The sequence below is a fragment of the Duganella sp. Root336D2 genome (assembly GCF_001425005.1).
Classification (GTDB): domain Bacteria; phylum Pseudomonadota; class Gammaproteobacteria; order Burkholderiales; family Burkholderiaceae_D; genus Rugamonas.
Genome location: NZ_LMDB01000015.1, coordinates 1 through 23,112, shown reverse-complemented (window position 1 = coordinate 23,112; position 23,112 = coordinate 1). Strand labels below are relative to the sequence as shown.

At 64.2% G+C, this 23,112-nt stretch carries 17 protein-coding genes; 4 read left to right on the top strand and 13 right to left on the bottom strand.

What is annotated here, in order from left to right:
* The first annotated feature begins 158 nt into the window (after positions 1-158).
* Entirely contained in the window at positions 159-1,364 is a 1,206-nt protein-coding gene (locus tag ASD07_RS15555) for a hybrid sensor histidine kinase/response regulator (protein WP_055932070.1), read from the top strand.
* Here the strand turns inward: ASD07_RS15555 and ASD07_RS15550 are convergent.
* From ASD07_RS15550 to ASD07_RS15510, 9 genes are all read right to left on the bottom strand, one after another.
* A complete protein-coding gene (locus tag ASD07_RS15550) occupies positions 1,327-2,592 on the bottom strand; it encodes an EAL domain-containing protein (protein WP_055932067.1) in 1,266 nt (421 codons plus the stop codon). The two genes, ASD07_RS15555 and ASD07_RS15550, sit on opposite strands and share 38 nt — an antisense overlap.
* Entirely contained in the window at positions 2,579-3,688 is a 1,110-nt protein-coding gene (locus ASD07_RS15545) for a chemotaxis response regulator protein-glutamate methylesterase (protein WP_055932064.1), read from the bottom strand. Before ASD07_RS15545 ends, ASD07_RS15550 begins: the two co-directional genes overlap by 14 nt.
* A complete protein-coding gene (locus ASD07_RS15540) occupies positions 3,685-4,185 on the bottom strand; it encodes a chemotaxis protein CheD (protein ID WP_055932061.1) in 501 nt (166 codons plus the stop codon). The genes ASD07_RS15545 and ASD07_RS15540 overlap by 4 nt, the downstream gene beginning before the upstream one ends.
* A 1-nt stretch (position 4,186) precedes the next feature.
* Positions 4,187-4,999 (bottom strand): protein-glutamate O-methyltransferase CheR, encoded by an 813-nt coding sequence (locus ASD07_RS15535; protein WP_055932058.1) that lies wholly within the window; start codon positions 4,997-4,999, stop codon positions 4,187-4,189.
* Entirely contained in the window at positions 4,999-5,469 is a 471-nt protein-coding gene (locus ASD07_RS15530; RefSeq protein ID WP_055932056.1) for a chemotaxis protein CheW, read from the bottom strand. Before ASD07_RS15530 ends, ASD07_RS15535 begins: the two co-directional genes overlap by 1 nt.
* 9 nt (positions 5,470-5,478) lie before the next feature.
* The gene (locus ASD07_RS15525) at positions 5,479-7,098 is read right to left on the bottom strand and encodes a methyl-accepting chemotaxis protein (RefSeq protein ID WP_082507354.1); all 1,620 of its coding nucleotides are present in this window, start codon (positions 7,096-7,098) and stop codon (positions 5,479-5,481) included.
* Between the two features lie 10 nt (positions 7,099-7,108).
* Entirely contained in the window at positions 7,109-9,148 is a 2,040-nt protein-coding gene (locus tag ASD07_RS15520) for a chemotaxis protein CheA (protein WP_055932053.1), read from the bottom strand.
* 13 nt (positions 9,149-9,161) lie between these two features.
* A complete protein-coding gene (locus ASD07_RS15515) occupies positions 9,162-9,437 on the bottom strand; it encodes a lipid asymmetry maintenance protein MlaB (RefSeq protein WP_055932049.1) in 276 nt (91 codons plus the stop codon).
* A gap of 63 nt (positions 9,438-9,500) precedes the next feature.
* Entirely contained in the window at positions 9,501-11,858 is a 2,358-nt protein-coding gene (locus ASD07_RS15510; RefSeq protein ID WP_055932046.1) for a penicillin acylase family protein, read from the bottom strand.
* A gap of 168 nt (positions 11,859-12,026) precedes the next feature.
* Between ASD07_RS15510 and ASD07_RS15505 the strand changes: the two genes are divergently transcribed.
* Positions 12,027-13,547, top strand: coding sequence for a M20/M25/M40 family metallo-hydrolase (locus tag ASD07_RS15505; RefSeq protein ID WP_055932043.1), 1,521 nt, complete (start codon positions 12,027-12,029; stop codon positions 13,545-13,547).
* On the opposite strand, the gene ASD07_RS15500 is transcribed toward ASD07_RS15505, so the two are convergent.
* Together ASD07_RS15500 and ASD07_RS15495 are read right to left on the bottom strand one after the other, a co-directional pair.
* A complete protein-coding gene (locus ASD07_RS15500) occupies positions 13,548-14,960 on the bottom strand; it encodes a hypothetical protein (protein WP_055932040.1) in 1,413 nt (470 codons plus the stop codon).
* Positions 14,961-14,962: 2 nt separating this feature from the next.
* Complete coding sequence (locus ASD07_RS15495) at positions 14,963-16,174, bottom strand: SPFH domain-containing protein (RefSeq protein WP_055932038.1); 1,212 nt, start codon at positions 16,172-16,174, stop codon at positions 14,963-14,965.
* Positions 16,175-16,332: 158 nt separating this feature from the next.
* On the opposite strand from ASD07_RS15495, the gene ASD07_RS15490 reads away from it, so the two are divergent.
* Together ASD07_RS15490 and ASD07_RS15485 are read left to right on the top strand one after the other, a co-directional pair.
* Positions 16,333-17,019 carry a response regulator transcription factor gene (locus ASD07_RS15490; RefSeq protein ID WP_055932034.1) on the top strand — a complete coding sequence of 229 codons (687 nt, stop codon included), beginning with the start codon at positions 16,333-16,335 and terminating at the stop codon, positions 17,017-17,019.
* Positions 17,016-19,040 (top strand): HAMP domain-containing sensor histidine kinase, encoded by a 2,025-nt coding sequence (locus ASD07_RS15485; protein ID WP_055932031.1) that lies wholly within the window; start codon positions 17,016-17,018, stop codon positions 19,038-19,040. Before ASD07_RS15490 ends, ASD07_RS15485 begins: the two co-directional genes overlap by 4 nt.
* A gap of 3 nt (positions 19,041-19,043) precedes the next feature.
* Here ASD07_RS15485 and ASD07_RS15480 read toward each other — a convergent pair whose 3' ends face one another.
* Positions 19,044-21,689, bottom strand: a complete 2,646-nt coding sequence (locus ASD07_RS15480; RefSeq protein WP_055932029.1) for a DUF6493 family protein — start codon at positions 21,687-21,689, stop codon at positions 19,044-19,046.
* Positions 21,686-22,870: an SWIM zinc finger family protein gene (locus ASD07_RS15475; protein ID WP_055932026.1), complete on the bottom strand. Its 1,185-nt coding sequence runs from the start codon at positions 22,868-22,870 to the stop codon at positions 21,686-21,688. Before ASD07_RS15475 ends, ASD07_RS15480 begins: the two co-directional genes overlap by 4 nt.
* Between the last annotated feature and the right edge of the window lie 242 nt (positions 22,871-23,112).

The window sequence follows — 23,112 nt, the reverse complement described above, 5'->3', positions numbered from 1 at the left end:
GCAGCAGAGAAGCGAGATTATGCGGTACAGCGTGCAGCTCGTCAACCCCTTCTTTTTCTCGTTTCGCTCTGCTGTTTTGTCAGCACTGCGTTGCGAGGGACAGAACTATAGCAAGCCAGATTCACTCTGACAAGGGCCACATGTGAAAAAGGTTTGGGATGCCATCTAAACAAATTCTGCGCCGGCCAACAGTCCTGGTCGTCGACGATTCGCCGACTTTGCTGCTCGCCCTGCTCGATCACCTGAGCCACCACGGCTTCCTGGTAGTTCTGGCCCACGATGCGCGCGAAGGCATGATGCGGGCGGCGTTGGCCGAGCCGGACCTGATCCTGCTTGATATTGTCATGCCTGGCCTGGATGGCTTCGAGGCCTGCCGACGCCTGAAAGCGGATGCCGACACGCGCGATGTCCCGGTCATCTTCATGACGGGACTGAGCGATGCCAAACAAATTGTCAGCGGCTTCGCCGTCGGCGGCGTCGATTACATCACCAAACCGTTCCAGGTTGAGGAAGTGCTGGCCCGCATCAATACCCACATCGCCCTGCGCCGGGCGAACAGTGAACTGAAACAGGCATACCAATCGCTGGCGCGCGCCCAGGAAGACCTGGTGCACCACGAAAAGCTGGCGGCGCTCGGCTCGCTGGTGGCCGGCATCGCACATGAACTGAATACCCCGATCGGCAATAGCCTGATGGTAGCCAGTACATTCGAGGCGCAGACCGGCGAGATTCGCGAGCACTTCACCAAGGGCGAGAATATGCGCCGCTCCGAGCTGGTCGGCTATCTGGATAATGCCTGCACCACGACCGAGATCCTGATGCGCAACCTGCAGCGGGCCGCCGACCTGGTCACCAACTTCAAACAGGTGGCGGTGGACCAGACCAGCACCCAGCGCCGCACCTTCCTGCTGTCGGAAGTGGTGTCGGGCAATGTACTGACGCTGCTGCCATCGATCAGGCGTACTCCATTCGAAGTGCAGCAGTCCGTACCGGATGAGCTGATGATGGACAGCTACCCCGGCCCCCTCGGCCAGGTGATCGCCAACCTGGTGAACAACGCCCTTATGCATGCCTTCGACGGCCGCAGCGAGGGTAAAGTGGAACTGGTAGCGGAGTATGAAAAGCCCGAGTGGATCGCACTGCATGTACGCGACAACGGCAATGGCATCAGCGCCGGCAACCAGGAGCGCATCTTCGACCCCTTCTTTACTACCAAGATGGGGGTGGGCGGCTCAGGCCTCGGCCTGCATATCGTGCACAGCATCGTGTCCGATATCCTGGGTGGCCGCATTACAGTTCGCAGCGAGGAGGGCCGCGGCACCTGCTTTACCCTGTCCCTGCCGCTGGAGGCGCCGCGTCACTGAGCCGGTGTCCGGCACAGTCGCGCAGGCGCTGGCGGCTATCCTTATACCATTCGACGAATTCGCTCCCTGCCATCGGGGCGGCAACCAGTGGCCCCTGCCCCGTGCCGCAGCCCATTTCACGCATCAGTGCCCAGTCCTCGACGTTTTCGATGCCGTCGGCGCAAGCCGGCACGCCAAGCTTGCCGGCCATGGCCAGCAAGCTTTCAAATAGCGGCCGGCGGTGGCTGCGCTGGGCTGCTTCGTGCACGAACAAGGGATCGATTGAAATCTCCGACAGCGGAAAAGAGGCAAAGTCGCGCGTTTTTGCCTCGTAGCGGCCGCAGTGGACGGCACCGATGCCGTAGCCGCGCAAGCTAAGGCGGCCAATATTGTGCAGCAATTCCGGCTCGCAGGCCGCAATCACCGCTTCACTGATTTCCCAGCATACGCTGCCCGGCTTGACGTCCTGGGCCTGGATGCCGGCCACCAGCCGCCCCAGTTCCCCCAGGTCTTCCAGCAATTCGGCCGGCAGCGGGAGCGAAAGTTTGATCGCCGACAGCCCCATTTCCTGCCACCCGTGCAAGTCAGCCGCGGCCTGGGTCGCCAGCGCCAGCAAAATGGCGCCTATCGTTTCACTGTCGCCAGCCAGCACCGGCAGCAGGCTGGCAACGTCCATCGGGGGACGCCCTGGACGACGCCAACATCCCTGGACGGCAATACCCACCATCCGGCCGCTATCAAGGGCGACGCGCGGTGCATATAAGGGCATGAATTCCGCAGCCGCCAACCCGGCTTCGATTTCAGTGATATTCGGGATCTCGGGCGCCACACCCTGCTCCAGCTCAGCCAGCGCCAGCATCGAGGCATCGTGCAGCAACCCCTGCAGCGCTTCCAGGCGCACCGGCTTGGGCATGGTGGATAGCAGGCGCATCGCACTGCCCGACGGCAGGCTGCTTGCCGCTTCCAACAGGCGGGGCTGGTTAGCGGAGGCGGCAATGAGGTTGGCGGCCCAGCGTCGCTTTTCCAGCTGCTGGATCAGCTCCACGCCATCCATGCCCGGCATGTCGAGGTCGGTCAGCACCAGGTCCACCGGAGCGGCCAGCTGCTCCAGCGTGCGCAAAGCATTGATACCGTCATTCGCGATCAGGACGGTGCCGAAGCCAATCTGGCGCAACAGCGCCGCAACGTGCTCGCGTTGCACCGCGCTATCTTCAACGATCAAGGCCGTGCTTGCGCTAAAGTCCTTCATTCGTCCTCCGTTCCATACCGCCATATTGCAGGATTTCGCGGCTGATTGCATCCAGCGCGACGCTGCGCTCTGCAGCGCCGCGCTTCACAGCTTCACGCGGCATGCCGTACACCACGCAACTCTGTTCGTCCTGCGCCAGCGTGCGGGCGCCGGCCTGGCGCATTTCCAGCAGGCCTGCTGCGCCATCGTCGCCCATGCCGGTCATGATGATGCCGAGCGCACTGGCGCCGGCACACTTCGCGACGGAGCGGAACAACACGTCCACCGAGGGCCGGTGGCGATTGACCAAAGGCCCGTCAACCACCTCAACGAAATACTGGGATGGGCCGCGCCGCAACAGCATATGGCGCCCGCCGGGGGCAATCAGCGCATGGCCTGAGCGGACGGGGTCGTTGTTGCGCGCCTCCCTCACTTCGATCCGGCACAGTCCATTCAGGCGCTCGGCGAATGCGGCGGTGAACTGCTCCGGCATATGCTGCACAATGACGATGCCCGGCACAGCAGGCGTCAGCTCGGCCAGTACCCGTTCCAGCGCCTGCGTGCCGCCGGTCGACGTACCCAAGGCCACCACGCGCCCGTTGCCGCGGGCCGGCAGCGCGCCCTCCACCGCCGGGGGCAGGATGGCGTCCGCGCTGAGTTTGGCCGATGGCACCACAGGCGGTGCAGCTGGACGGCCGCCGGAAATTGACTGCAGCCGCGCTTGGGCCGCACTGCGCACGGCGGCTACCAGCTCCTCGCAGCCATCGTGCAGCGACTGCCGCGGGTCGAGCCTGGGCTTGCCTACCACGGCAACCGCGCCGGCGGCCAGCGCCTCCATTGAGGTGCGGGTGCTCTTTTCCGTCAGCGAGGAGCAGATGACGACCGGTGTCGGGCGTTCGGCCATGATCTTGCGCAGGAAAGTGATGCCATCCATGCGCGGCATTTCAACATCCAGCACCACCACGTCCGGCCACTGCAGGCGCATGCGCTCCCAGGCAAGGATCGGATCGGCCACGGCGTACGTAACTTTCATGTCCGGCTCGCGCCCCAGCAGGCCGCTCAGCACTTGCCGCACTACCGCCGAATCGTCCACCACCATGACCTTGATCTGCTTCATGCGCCTCCCTTTTCCCCCTGGCGTACCCAGACGTCGCCCGTGGCCACGTCGAACAGGATATGCCGGTGCCCAATGCCGAACAGGCTCTCCGACACGACGGGAACGCCGTACTCCGACAGCAGCTTTTCAGCAGCCATGCCGTTACGGTGGCCGATACCCGGTTGCCGCCCCGCTTCGATCGATGGAAACATGGTGCCGCCGCCGAACACCTTCGCTTCGCACTCACGCACAAGTACCCCGCGTTCCTGCAGCTGCGCCACCATCAATTGCATTGCATCGTTGCCATAGCGGCCGCTCAACCCGGCCGCCGGCTCTGCATCGGGCCCCGATTCGCGCTCCGAAAGCAGGAAGTGCGACATGGCGCCGATGCGCAAGCGCCGGTGCCAAAGGGTGATCGACACGCAGGAACCGAGCACGGTACGGATGCGGTAACGCGCATCGCCAACGAAGTACTCACCGGGCAGCAGGTAGACCTCGAAAACGGCGCCCGTTTCCATATCATTCCTTGCGATAGATTGCCGGCGCAATGCTGCGCACCGGAAGTCCCATATCGTGCAGGCTTTCCGCGTGGCCGATATACAGGTGTCCTCCCGGACGCAGGAATTCAAGCACGCGCTGCGTCACACGGCGCTTGGTTTCGCCGTCAAAATAGATCAGCACATTGCGCAAAAAAATGACGTCGAACTTGCCCAGCGCCGGCAGGTGCGCCGCATTCAGGTTGACCTGGGCGAACTCCACGCATTCGCGCAGCACGCGCGATACCAGCAGCGTGCCATCCTCGGCATCGATGCCCTTCAGGCAGAACCGGCGCAGGTATTCCTGGGGCACGTGGGCCGCGCGCATCATCGGGTAGTGGCCCTGGCGCGCCGTCTCCAGCACGCGCGCGCTGATATCGGAGGCCAGCACCTCCCATCCTTGTGGCGGCAACAGGTCGGCCAGCACCATGGCGATCGAATACGGCTCTTCCCCTGTAGAGCAGGCCGCGCTCCAGGCCCGGAACGGTTCGCTGCGCTGCCTGCGTTCTTTCAGTACGGAGCGCAAATGCTCGAAATGGCGGGCTTCGCGGAAGAAGTAGGTTTCGTTGGTGGTCAGCAGGTCGATGGCAATCTGGGTTTCCTCCGGTGCAGCGCCGCTGCTGATCAACTGGAAATAGGAGTCGTAGCTACTGAACTGCAGGTGATGCAGGCGTTTGGCCAGCCGCCCGGACACCAGCGGTTTTTTGGCGTCCGACAGGGAAATCCCCGCCGCTTCGTGGATGAAACGCTGGAATTGCACGAACTCGCGGTCCGTCAGAGGAGCAACTGGCTGCATCAATTCACATCCCCCGCCATTGCAGCGATTTCCGGCACGTTCAGCACTGCCTCCAGGTTGACCAGGATAAGAAACTTTCCACTGACCTTGCCGATGCCGGTGATGAAATCATTGCGCAGCCCCGCGCCAAAACTGGGCGGCGGCGCGATTTGCCCGGCATCGATGTCGAGCACCGCATTCACCGCGTCGACCAGCAAGCCTAGCACCTGCTGCTCGGGCGGCATCCCGCTTTCGACGATGACGATGCAGCTGCGCCGACCAATCAAGCCTGGCGCGCGCCCGAAACGCGCAGCCAGGTCCAGCACCGGCACCACGGCGCCGCGCAAGTTGATCACCCCGCGCACGCAGGGCGGCATCATCGGCACGTCGGTCACGCCACCGTACTCGATGATCTCGCGCACCGCAAGTATGCCCAGCCCGAACGTTTCCTCGCCCAGGCGGAAACTCAGGTACTGGTGCTCAGCATCCATGCCCTGCCCTCAAAATCGTGTGAAGTTGCTTTCATCCAGCGTCGGCACCCGGGACAGGCGGCGCAGCGAGGCGCGCTGGCTGGCGGGAGGCTTCGTTTCAACGTTGCGCCGCGGCGCCTCATCCTGCGCGACTCGGAAGAAGCGTACCAGCTGCTGCAATTCCTCCGCCTGGCTGCTCATTTCCTCAGCAGTGGAGGCCAGTTCTTCCGCACCGGCAGCATTTTGCTGCGTGGTTTGGCTCAACTGCCCCATTGCCATATTGATCTGCCCCACTCCGGAAGCCTGCTCTATCGACGCGGCTGCAATCTCCTGCACCAGGCGCGAAGTCTGCTGGATCGCCGGCACCATGGCGTCGAGCAAACCGCCGGCCCGCTCTGCCACCTGCACGCTGTCGCAGGCCAGGTCGCCGATTTCCTGCGCCGCCACCTGGCTGCGCTCGGCCAGCTTCCGAACTTCCGCCGCCACGACGGCAAAGCCGCGCCCATGCTCGCCGGCGCGCGCCGCTTCGATGGCGGCGTTCAGCGCCAGCAAATTGGTCTGGTAGGCGATATCGTCGATGATCACGATGCGCTTGGCGATATCGCGCATGGCGCTCACCGTGCTGCGCACCGCTGCGCCGCTCTCCCCGGCCTCGCAGGCCGCTTTGGAGGCAGTGGTGTCGGTAATCCGCGCATTGTCCGTGTTCTGGCCGATCGAGGCACTCATCTCTTCCACCGAGGCGCTGGTTTCTTCGACACTGGCAGCCTGCTCGCTGGCCGCCTGCGACAGCGACTGCGCCGTGGCGCTGACCTCCTCCGAGGCGGCCGCCAGCGCCAGCGCCCCGTTACTTACCTCCGATGCGACGCCGGACAGCTTGTCCACCATCTGCTTCATCGACGCCAGCAAGCTGCCCTTATCCCCTTTTCTCAGGCTGATTTGCACCGCCAGGTTGCCCAGCGCGACCTCTTGCACGATGTGGGCGGCATAATCCGGCTCGCCGCCTAACTGGCGCAACAAGCCGCGTATCATCCAGGCCGACAGTGCGATACCGGCCAGCAGGCCGCCGCCCAGCAGCATGGCGTTGGTGCGCATCGTGGCCGCGGTTTGCGCCATGGCCGACTCGTATTCCTCACGCGCCACCCGCTCCTGCAAGTCGATCAGTTTGCCCATGGCGGCCAACACGGCCCGGAACGGCACGTCGGCGCCGCGCGCCTCTTCCAACGCCTCCTTGAACTTGCCGGCACGCGCCTTCAGGATGACGGCACTGCGCAAATCCTGCCAGGTATTCCAGGCCGCCGTGTACTGCGCGACCAACTGCTGTTCTTCCCGGGTCAGGAAAGTGGCCAGGTACGCGTTCCAGTTCTTGCGGATCAGCTCCTGGTGCGAGGCGTCGCCTTGCTGGGCCGCCTCCACCTCGGCCAGGCTGCCGGCGGCAGCTGTCATCACCATGCGGTGGCGGGTGCGCAGCGTGTATTCATTGACCTTGCCAAGGTAGATCAAGGCCACCGTCCGGTCTTCGTAGGTTGCCTTCAAGCGCGCATTGCTGAATTCCATGCCGCGCATGCCGGCATAACCGATACCGGCCATCATCAGTACCAGCACCCCGACCAGCAGGCCAAGGCGCATCCCAACTGTCAGTTTTCGCTGCATCGTCTCGCTCCTATGCTGCCAGGTTGCCAGCCTGTCTTGCCTGTAGTTGTTTGAGCAGTGCCGGTATGTCCAGGATTAAAGCCACATCGCCGCTGCCCAGTACCGTTGATCCGCTCAGGCAGGAGATGCCGCTGAACACAGGACTGAGCGGCTTGATCACGGCCTGGCATTGCCCCTGCAGGCTATCCACCACCAGCCCCGCGCGCTGGCCGGCATGCCGCACCACCAGCACGCTTTCGCGGCGGGGGGCGGAGCCTTGCAGGCGGAACAGCTGGCGCAGGGCGACTGTCGGCAGCACTTCGCCGCGCAGGTCGGCGAAGCCACGCCGGCCCTCGCGCTCGTACTCCACGCATTCTTCTATCGTACCGAGCGGGATGGCGAAGCGCGAGCTGCCTACCGTCACCAGCATGCAGTCCATGATCGCAAGCGTCAGCGGCAGGCGTACGCGCACCGTGGTGCCGCGGCCAGCCTCGCTGTCGATGGTGATGCTGCCGCGCAGCGCCTCGATATTGCGCTTGACCACGTCCATGCCGACGCCGCGCCCCGACAGGCTGGTCACCGTGCTGGCGGTGGAAAATCCCGGCTCGAATATCAGCCCGAACACTTCGCTGTCGCTGACCTTGTGCTCCGCATCGAGCAGGCCGCGTTCGATGGCAGTGGCGATGATGCGTTCGCGCTGCAGGCCGCCGCCGTCGTCGCCGACCTCGATCACGATGCTGCCCGAGTCGTGAAAGGCGTTCAGGAATACCGTACCTTGCAGCGGTTTGCCGCGCTGGCGCCGTACTTCGGGCGGCTCAATGCCGTGGTCGATGGCGTTGCGCACCAGGTGGGTCAGGGGGTCGCCAATGCGTTCCACCAGGGTCTTGTCCAGTTCCACGTCTTCGCCGCTCAGGACCAGGCGGATGTCCTTTCCGATTTCGCGCGCCACATCGTGCACCACCCGCTGGAAACGGTTGAACGTGGCGCCGATCTTCACCATCCGCAGTTGCAGGGCGCTGTCGCGCACCTGTTCGACCAGCTCAGCCAAGGCAGAAGTACTGTCCTGCAGGTCGGCGTCCTTATGGCGGCTGCCGATCATCTGGGTGCGTGCACTGGCGATGATCAGTTCTCCCACCAGCGTAATCAGGTGCCCCAGGCGCTCGGCATCGACGCGGATGGTGCGGCTCTCGTTCGGCTTGGCCGCCACCGCGCCAGCTTCAGGCCCTGCCAGCTGCGCTGCCACCGCCTGCGGCACCACCGAACCGAGGCCGCTGGCCTGCAGGACGCCCGCAATAGCGTCGCCATGCAGCGGCAGAATATTGGCCAGGCGCTGGAAGTCGTCATTGCTGCTGCCGGGCGGCAGCAGTCGCAAAGTGCATTCATCGTGCAAAAATTCGAACACCTTGCTGATTTCTTCGGCGTTGGAAACTGTCTCCAGCACGATTTCAAATCCGAGGTAGCAGCTTTGCGGATCCATCTGCTCCGGCGGCGGCAAGCCACCGTCCACCGTGGCCAGTGCGACAATCCGTCCCAGGCGGCCGAGATAGGCAATGAAGGATGCCGGGTCCATCCCGTGGCGGAACACGTCGCGGCCGAATTCCAGCGATACCAGCCAGAAGCCGCTCTCGCCGGCCTCGATCCCGGCACCGAAAACCGGCGGCAGAGCCGTCTCGCCCAAGGCCGGCGCCGGGGCGAGGTAGGCATGCAGGGCATCCAGTTGCGGGCGGCACCGCTCACCAAGCTCGCCTCGCCCGCCCCGCTCGACATCGCCCACCATGGCTCCAATCTGGTCCGCGCACTCCAGCAACAGCGCGAGCAGGTCGTCATCGAGCGGCTGCGCGCCATTGCGCACCTCTTCCAGCACGCTTTCGACCGCATGGGTGAACAGCACGATGTAGTCCAGCCCGAACAGGCCGGCCGTCCCTTTGATGGTGTGGGCGGCGCGGAAGATGGCATTGACGGCCTCCTCGCGCGCGGCAGGCTCGCCCAGCTTCAGCAAGCAGGCCTCCATTTCAGCCAGCAATTCCCCCGCCTCGGTGACAAACGCCTGCAAGCCTTCGTCCAGGTCCATGGCGCCTGCCTTCCTATTCGATGCGCAGCAACGCGAACAGCGCGGCCACGGCCGGGCTGCAAGCGCCCAGACGCAGCTCTTTCCGGCTGGCTTGCGCGGCGCGGCGCGCCATCAGCAGGAGCTGGGCGCCTGCGGTATCGATCTCCGTGACGCCCGCCAGGTCCACTTCCAGCGCCTGCGACTGCGCCAGGCGTGCCAGCAGCACGTCTTTCAGTTCCTGCACGCGCCGGATCGTGAGGTCGCCCTCGATAAAGAGCAGCGCCGGCGGCTGGATGCGCTGTGAGCTCATGCGCCAATCGTATGCCCATGCCCAGTGACTGGCAAGCGCGGCGTGCGTAGTTGCACTACATCACTATTCTTGCAATTGCCTGATCCGGCGCGCCGGGTCGGCGGCAATGGCGGATGCGGAAAAAGGCAGCAAGGGCAGGCGTTTTTCCGCGTACAGCGGCAGCTGGTCGGCATAGTGCGCCGAACGCGGATCGGTCGACTGGCCGTAGACCAGCAGGCCGCGCGCCTGCGGCCCGTTTTCATCGAAGCTGACCAGATGGATATAGCTGGTGCCCCACGTCACGCGTTCGTAGCCCGATGCTCCCAGCGTGCCGGCCATGTGGATCGAGTTATAACTGCCATCGATGTCGCCGATCGCACCGTGGATCGGAAAGCGCTGGCCATTGCGGGGCTCTACCTGGAAATCGGCCAGGCGCCCGTCGAACGGCACGCCAAGCTGCCGCAGGCGCAAGGCCGCGTCATTCAGTGCTGCCAGCATGGCCGGTACCGCCGCCGGCGCCACGCCACGCGGTGAATGCAGGGGATCGGCAGCATCGAATGCCAGCGCCCAGATCCCAGGCAACCTGGCTGCGCTGTTCCAGAATTCGCGGAACAGCACGGCGCCGCGGCTATCCAGTTCCGCCTTGCGGTCCCACGCTGCCAGGGCGGCGCATGCCTTCAGCAGCACGGCGTCGGGGCTAGCCATGCAGGCCGGGAGCAGTTCCGGCAGCACCAGCTCTGCCGCCAGGATGCGGTTGGCGAACAGCAGCGCCTGCAGGTCCTGCGGCCCCACTTGCCCGCGCTGCGCCAGCATGTCCTCGATGCCGATAAAGGCGCTGCGCGTGCGCAGGTGCTGCGCCACGCCCACCGGGCCGTACAAGGGCGAGTAGCCAAGCGGCGCCGGCCCAAGCAGCAAATGCCGCGCATTGGTGAGCCAATACCCATCGTTGGAATTTGCAACATAGTCTGCGCGCTGCAGGCTTGGCGCATTGGTGCCGCCGAAAATACCGTCCGGCGTGCCGTCGTCGTCACGCCCCCAGGCGCAGGAAGCGCGCGAGCCATCGAACATCAGCAAGCTCGCCAGCAGCAGGCAGTCGCCGCCGAATTTGTCGGCGCTCTGGTGCGGCACGACGCTGGCATCGGCGTAAAAGGCGCCCCCGTTCCGGTCCGCCGCCACCGTATTCACCCAGGGCAGGCCGACCAGGCGCCCGAGCTGCATCTTCAGTTCCTGCACGCTGCCGGCACGGCCGATGGCGAGCCACTGCTCCATCGAACGCGTATTGTTGCGATTCGGGTCGCCCAGCACCAGCAGGCCGCCCGGTCCTTGCGGACTTCCCGGCACTGCCATCACCGCACCAAGCTTGCTGAAGTAGAAGGCCTTGCTTTTCTTCAGCAAGCTGCCGTTCGCCTGCAGCACATCGATTGCCGCGGTTCGGGTTTCCAGCCATTGCGGCACGCCGTCGACTACATAGCGCATCGGATCGGAAGCATCGCGTGCCAGGCGAAACGTCGTGAAGTGCACGGCCTTGGTCACGGTATGGGTCCAGGCCAGGTCCTTGTTGAAGCCTATCACCACCAGCGGCAAGCCGCCCAGGCTGACGCCCATGGCATCGTAACTGCCCGGCACGGTGACATGCAGCTGATAGAAACGGTCGGTACTGGTCCAGGGATAGTGCGGATTTCCGAGCAGGATGCCGCGCCCATTGCTGCTGGCTTCCTTGCCGATTGCCAGTGCGTTGCTGGCCATGGCGCCCTGGGTGGGCAGCAGGAAAGGCTCACTGGACGGCAGGGCATCCAGCGGCCCGGCCCGCAGCGCCAGGCTGGCATTGCCGCTCACGTCGCGCGCGGCTGCGACGATCTCGGCGGCGAATACTTCGCCGGTGGCATGCAGCGCCTTCTCAGCGATCAGCAGCATCACATCGTCTGTACCGATCGGCTTGACCCAGGCCGCCTTGCTGCAAGCTTCGGGCAGGCGCCCGCCGTGCTCGCGCAGGTAGCGGTTGTAGCCGGCGGCATAACCGCGCAGCAGTTGCCGGATTTCGCTGGAACCGGCGGCATAGCCGGCCCGCAGCTTCTCGATATCCAGGTAGCCTTTGAAAAAGAAGTCGCTGTCCTCATTGCGCAAATCCATGAAGTCGAGGGCAGCGCCATACTCGCCGTTGCGGGGCCGGGTGGCGCGGGCTTCCGCACCAAAGTAACGCGAACGTTCGCCGCGCACCGTCAGGAAACTGTCGGCCAGCATGCAGATATTGTCTTCGGCGAAGGAATAGGCGAGGCCATAGCCGACACCGGCAAAATCCTTGGCCTGGATATGCGCCACCCCGTAGCTGGTGCGGGTGACTTCGGCGGCAAATTGCGGTGCAGGCATGCCGCCGTTGCTGCCCTTTCCAGTGCAGGCGGTCAGGAATATGGCCGCACATGCGGCCAGCAGTTGCGCTTTCATGGTCTACCTCCGCGGAAGAAAAGTGCACACTTCCATGATGTGCGCGGCATTTCCGCGACAGTTGAGACAAATCAAATTGGTACACAATCGCGCGCAAGCACTAATCTGCTAATATTTTTGACAAATGCACCCGCCCCGGGTGCATTTTTTTTGCGCAAAGGAGCGGACATGAAGAGATTCACACCGGTCGTACTGGCAGCAGGACTCTTGGCAGCCAGCGCAGCAAATGCAGCCCCCACCTGGATCACCCTTGGCGACGCGGCGTATGCCAAATTGCAAGCCGCTGCGCCGCAGGCCATCGCGAAGCAGAGCAAGCAAGGCCTGGGCAAGGAGAAAGTCCACCTGGTGCAGGTCGACGAAGAAACCATGCTGAAACTGTCGGCCGCCATCCACAAGGAACTGAAGCGCTGCGGTGGATTCATCGTGCACTCCAGCGAACAGGAAGGGCTGCAGGCGCTGTCCAAGGCTGGCACCGTGCAGCCGCTCGCATTGGCCGTGACCCGCCCCAGCTACGCGATCGACAACCAGACCACCGTCAACGGCATCCTGCCGACGATGCAGGCGTCGAACATCGAGCAGACCATCATCGACCTGTCGAACTTTGCGAACCGCTACTACCGCACGACCAACGGCGCCAATGCCTCCAACTGGCTGGCGCAGAAGTGGACCAGCATGGCAGCCGGCCGCAGCGATATCAGCGTGAGCCAGTTCACGCACTCGGGCTACAACCAGAAGTCCGTGATCATGACCATCAACGGCACCGACAATGGTTCGGAAGTCATTGTCATGGGCGGCCACCTCGATAGCATCAACATGAGCGGCAATGGCGAGACCTCGCGCTCGCCGGGCGCCGACGACGACGCCTCCGGCATCGCCAGCCTGACCGAAGCGGTGCGCGCCATGATCGCTTCCGGCTACAAGCCGCGCCGCACCATCAAGATCATGGGCTACGCAGCGGAGGAAGCCGGCCTGCTCGGCTCCAAGGATATCGCCGCCAACTTCAAGGCCAACAACATCAACGTTGTCGGCGTGATCCAGCTCGATATGACCAACTACCGCGGCTCGGCCAAGGACGTCTGGATCTATACCGACTACACCGACAGCCAGCAGAACACCTTCCTGGCTTCACTGATGTCGAACTACCTGCCGACCGTCACCGTGGGCTACAGTTCCTGCGGCTACGCCTGCTCCGACCATGCCTCGTGGCAGAACCAGGGATTCCCGGCTTCGATACCGTTCGAGACGCTGATGGGCGAAGATAATCCTTACATCCACACCGCCAACGACACTTACGCCAATTCGGGCAACCAGTCCGACCATGCACTGAAGTTTGCCAAGCTGGCTGCCGCGTATGCGGTGGAACTGGGCAGCGACGGCCCTGTCATCGTCAAGCCGGACACTGTGGAAACCTTTACCGGCAGCCTGACGCAGAACCAGAAGAAGACCTTCGGCCCATTCAAGGCCGGCGTCGGCACCTTCAAGGCCGAAACCACCGGCACCGGCGACATTGACCTCTACGTGCGCAAGGGCTCCTTGCCGACCACCAGCAGCTATAGCTGCAAGTCGGACGGCTCCACGGCAACCGAGACCTGCAGCACCAGCGTTACGGCAAACGGCGATGTCTACGTCATGCTGAACGGCTACAGCGCCGGGAACTACAACCTGAAGGTGACCTACAAGCCGCAGTAATCAGCGCAAGCTGACCGTCTGCCGTTTCCAGGCCGGGTCCTGCCACTTGTAGAAAGTGGACAGCGATTCCGGCCTGTCGGCGCCGCGCTCAGTGGCCAGCGTCGCCATATCCAGCAGTTCGAAGCTGCGGCGGAACTTGCCCTCGGTGCGCACTTCCCGCGCCGCCAGCATCTTGGCGGTGCCGGGTACCCAGCCCGCGAATTCCGCATAGCCGATGTCGGGATCGCTGGAGGCCGGCGGCAGCACGTCCACCACCCAGCTTTCGCCCAGGCGGCGGAACACCCACATCTCGCGCCAGCCGTCCAGCGGCTGCACCGCCAGCGCCAGCGCCGTGCCTTGCGGATGCACGCGTGCAGAGGCCGTCCAGGCTACGCCCCAGGTGCAACGGCTGGCGAGCTGCTTGCCGCCGCCCTGCAGGGTCACGCAAGTTTCCCCCGGCCGGCCCGGCGCCGCGGTAACTGCAAGCTGGGGCGCCGTCTTGCCTGGCGCCGGCACCGGCTCCAATGCCCAGCGCACGGCGCCGACGCGCACGCCCGCTTCCGCATAGGCGGCATTGTCCTCGTCCGCCAGCTCCTGCTTGTTGACTGCCGCCAGCGCCTGTTCGGCGCGGCCGGCTGCCGGCGCCGCATCCTCGCCCTTGCGCGCACGCTGGAAGGCCACGCTCGACCAGACTGCCGCGCGCCGCATATGGATACGGTTCTTCATATGTTCCGGCAGGCGCGCCAGGTCCACCGTGTCGAGCAGCTCGGCACGCCAGCGGTCATGCTCGGCGCGCTGCAGCACGCCCAGCGCCGGGTCGATGCAGGCGCCGTTGCTCAGCGCCAGAGCGGCCCGGTAGCGCTGCTCGGCGCTTGCCGCGGCAGCCAGCACCCGGCGGAAGGCGTCGCCGTCGTAGCACACCCGGACTTTGCCGTCATTCTCGTAGCTGCGCATTGCCACGCCATAGCTGGCCACCACCTCCAGATGGGCGGCCAACGCGGTCTCGGCCTGCGGTGCCAGTTTGGAAGAGGCGCGCGCCGCCAGCCTTTCAGCCATGCTGCCGATGGCATCGAACGGTTCGGCGTCGATTGCTTGCGGCGCCGCTGCCTTCAGGTAGGCAGCGCCATAGCTGATGCCCAGCGCTTCGGCGCCCGGCGTGTCGCGCAGGAAGCGCATCACGGCCAGCAGCTCCGGTGCGGCGCCAGGCTGTAAATTGACCTGGCGCACGCGCGCTGCGCGCACATACCCGGCGCGTTCGCGGCGATGGTCGTACACCTGCAGGAAATCGCCGCGGGTGCCGCGCACCTCCAGCGCGTCGCCCTGCCACAGCACCGCCTGGGCCTGGGCCGATTCACGCGGCGCCGCGCGCAGCGGCAGTTGGTCCTGGGTGACGATGGCCAGGGCCACGGTGGCGGCAAGCATCGGAACAGCCATGGTTATTCCCCGGAGTTGGCGGCAATGCGCTCGGTGTGCGCGGTCTTTGGCGCGCCAACCAGCGTCGAGCCAATGAAACCGCCATCGGCCGGCGGCGGTGCGATAATGACCGACACCTTGTCCGACAGCTTGTCGGCCATGGTCTTCTGGATCAGCAGCGGGTGCTTGCTCAGCAACTCGCCGTCGCGCTCCATCTGGGCGCTGGCGATCTTGCCCACCAGTTCCTGGCGATAGGCTTCGGCGTCCGCCAGCTTGCGGCGCGAATCCGCCTCGCCGGAAGCTTCGATGATGCGCGCCTGGGCATTACCTTCCGAGGTCTTGATACGGGCGGTCTTTTCAGCTTCCGCCTCCAGCTCGCGCTGCTTCACTTGCTTCTCCTTGAACGGGAGCACATGGCGCATGGCTTCTTCCTGCGCCCTGGCGGCGATTACCTGCTCGGAGGCGGCGGCTTCGGCGGCTTTTTCACGCGCCACTTTTTCGGCCTCGGCTTCCAGCGCGGTCTGGCGCACCAGCTTTTCCTTCAGTTCCAGCGTATAGCGCATTTTTTCGGATGCCAGCTCTTCGGCCAGCAGTTTCTCCATGCCGGCCTTGAAATCTTCCGGCAGCACGACCTTGCCGATGGTGACGCTGCGCAGCGCAAGGCCGTCGGCTGCCAGCTTGGGTTTCAGTTCGGCCTCGATGGACTGCTGGATTTCAGCGCGCTTGGAGGAGAAGATTTCACGCACGGTGTAGCGCGTCAGGATCTTGTAGATCACGCCTTCCACGTCGGGCGCCACCACGTCGCGCGAGATATCGGCCGGCAGCTTGGCGGCGAACAGTGCCAGGTGTGCCTGGTCCAGGCCATAGCGCACCGATATGTCCAGGCCCAGCGACAGGCCTTCGCCGGACTGGAACGGGGTTTCGCCGGCAGCGGCAGGACGGTAAGTCTGGTCGCGCAGCGACAGCAGGCGCAGTTCATGGATGCCAGGCAGGTCCAGCGCCAGGCCTTCACGCACAATCGAAGTATCGCCGGTCAGGTTATTGGTACGTACCGCCACTTCGCCGCGGCCAACCGTGCGCATTGGAGGGAACTGGTACAAACCGTAAGCGGCGGCGCCGGTCACGGCGAGCAACACGACGCCTTTGCGGGCGCCGGAAGGAAAATGAATGCTGCTGGCAGCACGGCCGAGCGTCGAGCGAATCGCCTGCAGCATCGTACTGATCCGGTTGTTCATGATGATTGCCTTTCTGGTGGTTTGGCCCGGCACGGCGCCGGTACAGCAATCTTCCCGCCAACCCCCGCGAACGTTCAATGCTGCCGCCGGCCCTCTCCCTTCCGCCCTGTGAAGAAAAATTCACGCCGATTTCCCGCCTTTTGGGTAATACTTCACGCATGACCCGTGTAGCTATCATTGAAGACGATCTCCCCACCAGCAACCAGCTCGCCGGCTGGATCGCCGCGGCCCGCCCCGGCATCCAGGTCGACCAGTGGTTCAATCGCGACGACGCCGAGGCGGCCATTGCCCGCGAACGCTACGACCTGGTGGTGCTGGACATCGAACTGGGTCGCGAACGCCATGCCGGCGTTGCGATCATCAACGCCATCAACAAGCGGCATGCAACGCCGGTATTGGTGGTATCGGCCATGCCGGCCGCCATCTACCGTTCGATCATGAAGGCGCTGGATGCCTGGGACTACCTGCAAAAGACCACCTTTGAAGAAGCCGATTTCATCGACACTTTCCTTGAAATCCTGCGCGCAGCCAGGGACGGCAAGCCCGCCGCCGCGCCAGCGAGCGAGCTGGCGATGGATCCGCTGCGCCAGCGTACGCCGACCTGGCGCGGCCAGCGCATCAACCTGCCGCTGACGGCGCAGCGCATCCTGGCGGCCCTGTTCGAACGGCGCGGCCAGGTGGTATCTTATGAAGACCTGTTTGAAGTGGTGAAGAGTGGCCGCAACCGCGACAATATCCGCAAGCATGTGAGCACCATCCGCGACGCCTTCCGCGAAATCGATCCGGCCTTCGAGTGCATCGAAAACATCCCGATGCGCGGCTTCCGCTGGACCGACCAGGCATGAATCCCTTCTCCCTGTTGACGCCGTACCGCCTGCGCATCGTTTTGCGCATGGCCTTTCCGCTTCTGGCCATCGCGACGGTGGGGCTGGCAGTCTCGGTGCTGCAGCAGGAAAAGCAGCTCAGCTACCAGGCTTACGAGAACTCCTTCTACAAGACGCGCGAACAGATCGCCGCAACGCTGCGCCATCCAACCGGCCAGCTCGCCCTGCTGAATCCCGCCGCCGGCCAGGGTCCCGGCCTGCATCCGGTACTGCTGCCCTATGCCGCGCTGGACTTCGACGACCAGGCCAAAGTCCAGCAAGCCATCTCCATGGCCGGCTGCGCCGCGCAATACGGCGACAAAGGCACGCTGTGCGTCGGCATTGGCAACAATCCCTGGGCCGGCGGCTTTGTTTATGTCGCCGGAACTTTTCATTCCCCGCCGCTTGCAGCGCACCCGCTGCGCGAAGAATCGATCGACCAGTCGCACCGCGTCGATGTGAAGGTGAGCCTGCGCGGCCAGGAATACCACTGGATCGCTCCTTTTGAGCAAACCGGTGACCCCGCCAGCGGCGGCATACGCGGACGCCTGACCGGGTACACCGCCGCCGACGCCGGCCAGCCGCACGCCCGCCCGGTGAAGGACTTCCGTGGCTGGATCTGGCAAAGCCCGGTATGCGCGCCGGATGCCGCCCCCGATTGCACGCACAGCACCTTCTTCTCGGTCCGGTTGCCGGTCGGTGTGCTGCAGGATGCGCTGTTCGCCAAGACCAAGCCGACCTGGCCGCCGGAGGACCTGGCAAACATCAATGTCAGCGTAGCAGTACTGCCGCCGCGCGGCGGCCCCGCCCTGCTGGACACCACCCGCGACCAGGCCACGCCGCTGTTCTCGCTGCGCGACCTGGAGTCGCTTCTGTTACCTGGCGAGACCCTGCGTATCCGCACCGGGCAAGGCAAGGAAGTGCTGTCCCTGTCGGCCGCCAGCAGCAATAGCGACCAAAGCTGGCACGCCCTGCTTACCCTGGTGCGCCACCTGCCAGTCGACACCACCGTCAAGGCACTGCTAACCCGTACCAGCGTGCCAACGCCACTTGGCAACTTCGAGATCGAATTGAGCGGCGATGCCCGCAGCGTCAGCGACACTTTAAGCGTAGTCGCCACCCGCGTGTCATGGTTCGTGGGCGCCATCCTTGGCGCACTGCTGGTGGCATGGCTGGTGGTGGAAGCAGGTATCATCCGCCCGATCAGCATCCTCACCAGGCGCGCAGACAAGGTGGCGCGCTCTGTCAAGACTGCCGGTGCGCTCGATGAATTCGACCTGTCGGACCTGCGCGGCCGCGATGAATTGGGCGTGCTGGCGAATTGCCTGCACGACCTGCTGCGCCGCGTGCGCGAAGATGTGGAAAAGGAAGCGATTCGCGCCGAACAGGAACGCGATATGTGGCATGCAGTCGGCCACGAAATCATGTCGCCATTGCAGTCGCTGATGGCGCTGCACGGCGGCGAGCATGACCCGAGCGGGCGCTATATCCACCGCATGCAGCAGGCAGTGCGCGTGCTGTACGGACAGGCCTCGCCGAGCGAGGCCTTCCAATCCACCACGCTGCAGCTCGAAACCCTCGACCTCGACGCCTTCCTGCGCGATGTGGCGGCCAACGCCCACTGCGTCGGCATTGATGACGTGAGCTACGGCGGCGGCACTCCGGCCATGGTGCGCGCCGATCCTTATTCGCTGGAGGACGTGGTGACCCACATCCTGAACAACGCCAACCGCCACCGCACGCCGGGTACGCCCATCATCATGACGCTTTCGACGGACGAGCGCACAGCCAGCCTGGCCATACACAACCAGGGCGAAGCGATCGAACCCGGGCTGATCGACAAGGTCTTCGAGTACGGCGTCTCAGGACAGGAAGAAGGCGCCAACCGCGGCCAGGGCCTGTTTGTCGTGAAAACCTATATGGCCAAAATGGGCGGCACCGTCGCCGTTCGCAATGTCGATGGCGGCGTCGAATTCACCCTGACGCTGCATGCGGGAGCTTGATCACTAAGCACGTCCGGCCGCGACAGCATCCAGCAAGGAGCGCCTGACGGCTTGCGCTTTGCCGCTTAATGGCAGGCGTTCCAGCGCAGCCAGGTCCGCGGCGGGCGGGCGCAAGCTATACTGCAGTGCCAGTTCCTGCATCAGTTGCAGCAGCTTCGACATGTCGCGCGGCACGCCGCCTGGCGCTACGGCACACAGTCGTCCCAGCAACGACAGCACCACTGGCGGCATCGCGGGATCGGCCGCCGCCGACATCGCCAGGCTTGCAGCAAGCCGCGTTGCCATGAAGTACTCCAGCGGGATCAGTTCGAGCAAGGCCCGCCCCAGCGCGTCCACGTCCAGCCGCCCATCCAGGCTGGCGGCGACGAACGCGTCGACTGCGCGCGCAAGGCGGCCGGGATCCTTGCCCATCAGGGCAAGCGCCAGCGTCTTCGTCGCGGCCGGCGTCATTTCCGTTACCGGGTCGCCGAGCAGGCGCACCCACGCGCCATGATGCCACTGCGCGTCAGCGTATTGCAGGTTATGCGCCAGCCCGGGCAAGGCATCCGCATACACGGCTTCATGGCTGGAGGGGAACAGCGCGGCGCCGAACAGGATCAATGCCTCCGAGTCGCTCCAGAAGCCCTGGTAGCGATACGGCGCAAGCAAGATGTCATCGACTGCTGGCTGTGGCTCCGGCACAGTGGCCCGGGGCTGGAAAAATTCGCCGCCCTCCCATTTCACCAGCTCGTTATACAGGTCAACCCGTGCGACTACAGCGCCATCCGGCAGCCCGCCGCCAAAACCCGATATAGCCATTGGATCGTCCGCGCCAGGATGCCGGATGCGGGAGGCAGCGAGGCATAGCGCCTCATTCGGCTGACGTGGCCATTCCCCGCCCAGCGCGTAGCAAAAGGCCTGGCTGAACGGCGTAACCGGCAGTCCTTCCGCTGCCTTCAGTATTGCAGCATCGTCCGAAGGGGCCAGGCGCAGCAATGCGCGCACTTGTACGCGTAGTGGCAACTGCGCCACGCCAGCACCGAGTTCGCCCGCGCGCTGCACCAACACGGCAGGGTCGATGAAACCGCCGCGATGCGTCGCCAGGTCGAATTGGCTCGCATCCTCGAAACGCTCCGCCAGCACGCCCAGCACACCCGCGCGATTGTGTGCCCGTTCGCGCTGCTCGCCCGCAACAAGGCGCAGTAGCAGGCGCGCGAACTCGCTCGATACGCAGGCCTTCATTTCGTACACGTCCATCTTCACTTTGCGCGCGCGTTTCAGCACCGGCGCGAAACGCAGGCGGTCATCGTCCGACAATGGAGTGGCCCGTAACAAGGCGCCGAAAGCAACTTCGAACAGATCGAGATCGCTCTCGTCTTCAATCAGCCGCGCACACATGGCCACCAGGTCATCGAGCGAAGCCGGCACCGCCAGGGCCCGGGAGGGATCCAGCGCCGACATTGGCTTGCCACGTGGCGGCAGGACGATATCCTGCCAAAATGCTGCCGCAGGAACAGGCTCACCAAGGACCAGCGCATCCAGCTTCGGCTTGATGCTTGCCGCGACAAAAGGCGCCATTCCTTGCAGCGCCCCGCAGGCATCGGCGTCCATGCCCCACTTTTCAATGCGCTCCAGGATCGCCTGCTGCAAATCCGGATCCGTATGCTGCAAGCCGCCAATGGCCACGTGCGCTGCCGCATGCGCACTTGCAGGATCCCGTTTGACCACGGAGTCGAGCATTTTGAGTGCCGCCGCGACCTGAGCCTTCACGGCGGAAAGCATCACCTGCGGCAGCGCGTCCAGCAAGGCGCTTTGCGCCAACACTTTCTTGTCGAACAGCTTGGTACAAGCCTTCAGTGCCAGCGTGACCGTCGGTGGGATCCGGCTTTGCAGCATGCCGAGGTAACACGCGGCATGAGGCGTCATTTCTTCCGCCGACGGCGCGAGCTGGTCATGAAAGCGCGAGAACCACCCTGCGCGGAATTGCGGCCAATCCCGCTCCAGGGTAGCGAGACAGCACGCCAGGAGCTTGGTGCGTGAATACCATCCATCCTCACAGACCTGCAACAGGTGCCAGGCCCAGGTCTGCTCGGTTTTGCAGTATTTATCGATACCGGCCAGATTGACTTCGCTATTGCCTTCGACCTCAAAAATCTTCAGCAGAACTGGATGCAGTGCCTCGCGGTTCTCAACCAGGTATTCGCGCATGTAATGATTCCAGCGCGGCATTGAGATCAGCTGCATCACGCCTTCTTCGTCAAGCGCGTATGGCGACAGGCCTTCAGCGGCGAGCTGCAATGCCGCAGCAATGTGGCCCCTCGCAGCAAAGTCACGGGCAAGTGTACCGATTCCTGACGGTCTTATGCGCTTTGCGACCTCCACCACACGATCAGCTGGCAGGCGGTAGCGGGAAGCCTGATCCGCGGGTGCACAGGCCAACGCCGCGATAGCAATGGCATCGCGTTGGCCATCGGTGGCGAGCATGCCCCAGCTATCGTGGAGCACGGTACGATTCCACCACCAGTAATGCATCAAGTCGGCGACCGCCGCGAGACGTTCAGCCAGGGCAGAACGCTCCTCTGCCGACCTGCCTTCGAGGTGGGCCAGAACTGCATCGCCGTCGCCGGCGTAAATCAGTGTCTCCAGTTCATTGGCAGGCTGGAAGCTCATCGCGTCGCCTCCACCGCCAGGACGTGTTTGCATGGTCCGCGCGCACCCTGGTATTTGGCAAACCACGGACAGGTGCACTGCATTTCCTGCCCCACTTCACGCACGCGGTGCTCACCCACCTGTGCCTCGACCGGATCATTGCTGAGAATTTTCACCGCTTGCCGCTCCAATAGTTCTCGTGCCGCCGCAAGGCGGGGATTCAAATCGTCCACCAGTGCCAGGTCGAATGGCAACACGCGATGGAAATAGCTGTTTGCCGCCACGTCAAAGCCAACCAGCCCTGTCGCACCGAGCACGCGCAGCGCATCGGCAACTTCCCCCGCCGGCAATGCCAGCGCCGCCGCAATCGCAGCCGGATCAAGCGCCGCCTGCCAGTTCAGCTGCGCCCGCACCGACGACAATGCGCTCGAGCCGGCAGCGCGCAGCAGGGCGCGCAGGGACTGTCCCTCGCCTGAAAATCCGCGCCAGGTTTCCGCACTCAGGGCCAGCGTCAGGCGCGCCGGGCCAAAATCAAGCACCCAGGCGCTGGACTGCTGCGCCTCATCCGCGTAAAGCGCAACAGACTTCGCCTTGGGCGCCAACGTTTCAAGCACGCGCAGGCGCGAGCTGTCCGTCATGCGTACGCCATCATGGGATGGCTGCGCCGTCATGCGCAGCCCCGTTGGACCTGCAACGATCCACAAAGGTGTCCGGCCATTCGCATTGCGCGGTAAAGCGCGCAGGAATCGCAGCGCCTCCATGCCGCTCATCGTGTGCCGCAAGCGCATGCCAGCCTGGTAGGACTGCACCTCCAGCATGCCGCGCAACCAACGCAGCGGCAATTCGACTTTGGACTCCGTCACGGAGTTGATGGTCACGCCATCGGCGCCCACCGACAGGTCCATTCCCTCGCTGTCGCGCACGCGCGCCAGCGCAGCGCGCATCGGCGCGTTGAAGTCAACGTTGGTAGTGCCTTTGGCGAGTATGTCGCCGTCATATGCATCCTGCAAAAAGTCGGCGCGGATATAGGTGCTGCAACACCCGGAGAAGCCTTCAAACCGCAGTGCCCCTTCTCCGCAGGTGACCACTGGATCGGCCAGGCGCAGCACTTTCGCCAACGAATTCGCCGGCAGGAAAAAGCGCGAACCAACGATCAGGTGCACCGCGGTGAGCAGCTCGGAAGCGAGCCGGGGTTGCAGCAATCGGCCCTCGAAGAAATGCGGACGCTGGTCCGCATTTGAAGTGGCTAATGTCAGGTGCGGCCGGCCGGCATCTGAAAGACCAGAAGCAAAGGCGTAACGGTAGGAGTGGGAGAGCGCAGGCATGCTGAAAATATAACATGCCGCAAAGCAAAAAGCCCGCTGGCACATGCCTAGCGGGCTTTTCTAATAAGAGCCTGACGATAACCTACTTTCACACTGGTTGCAGCACTATCATCGGCGCA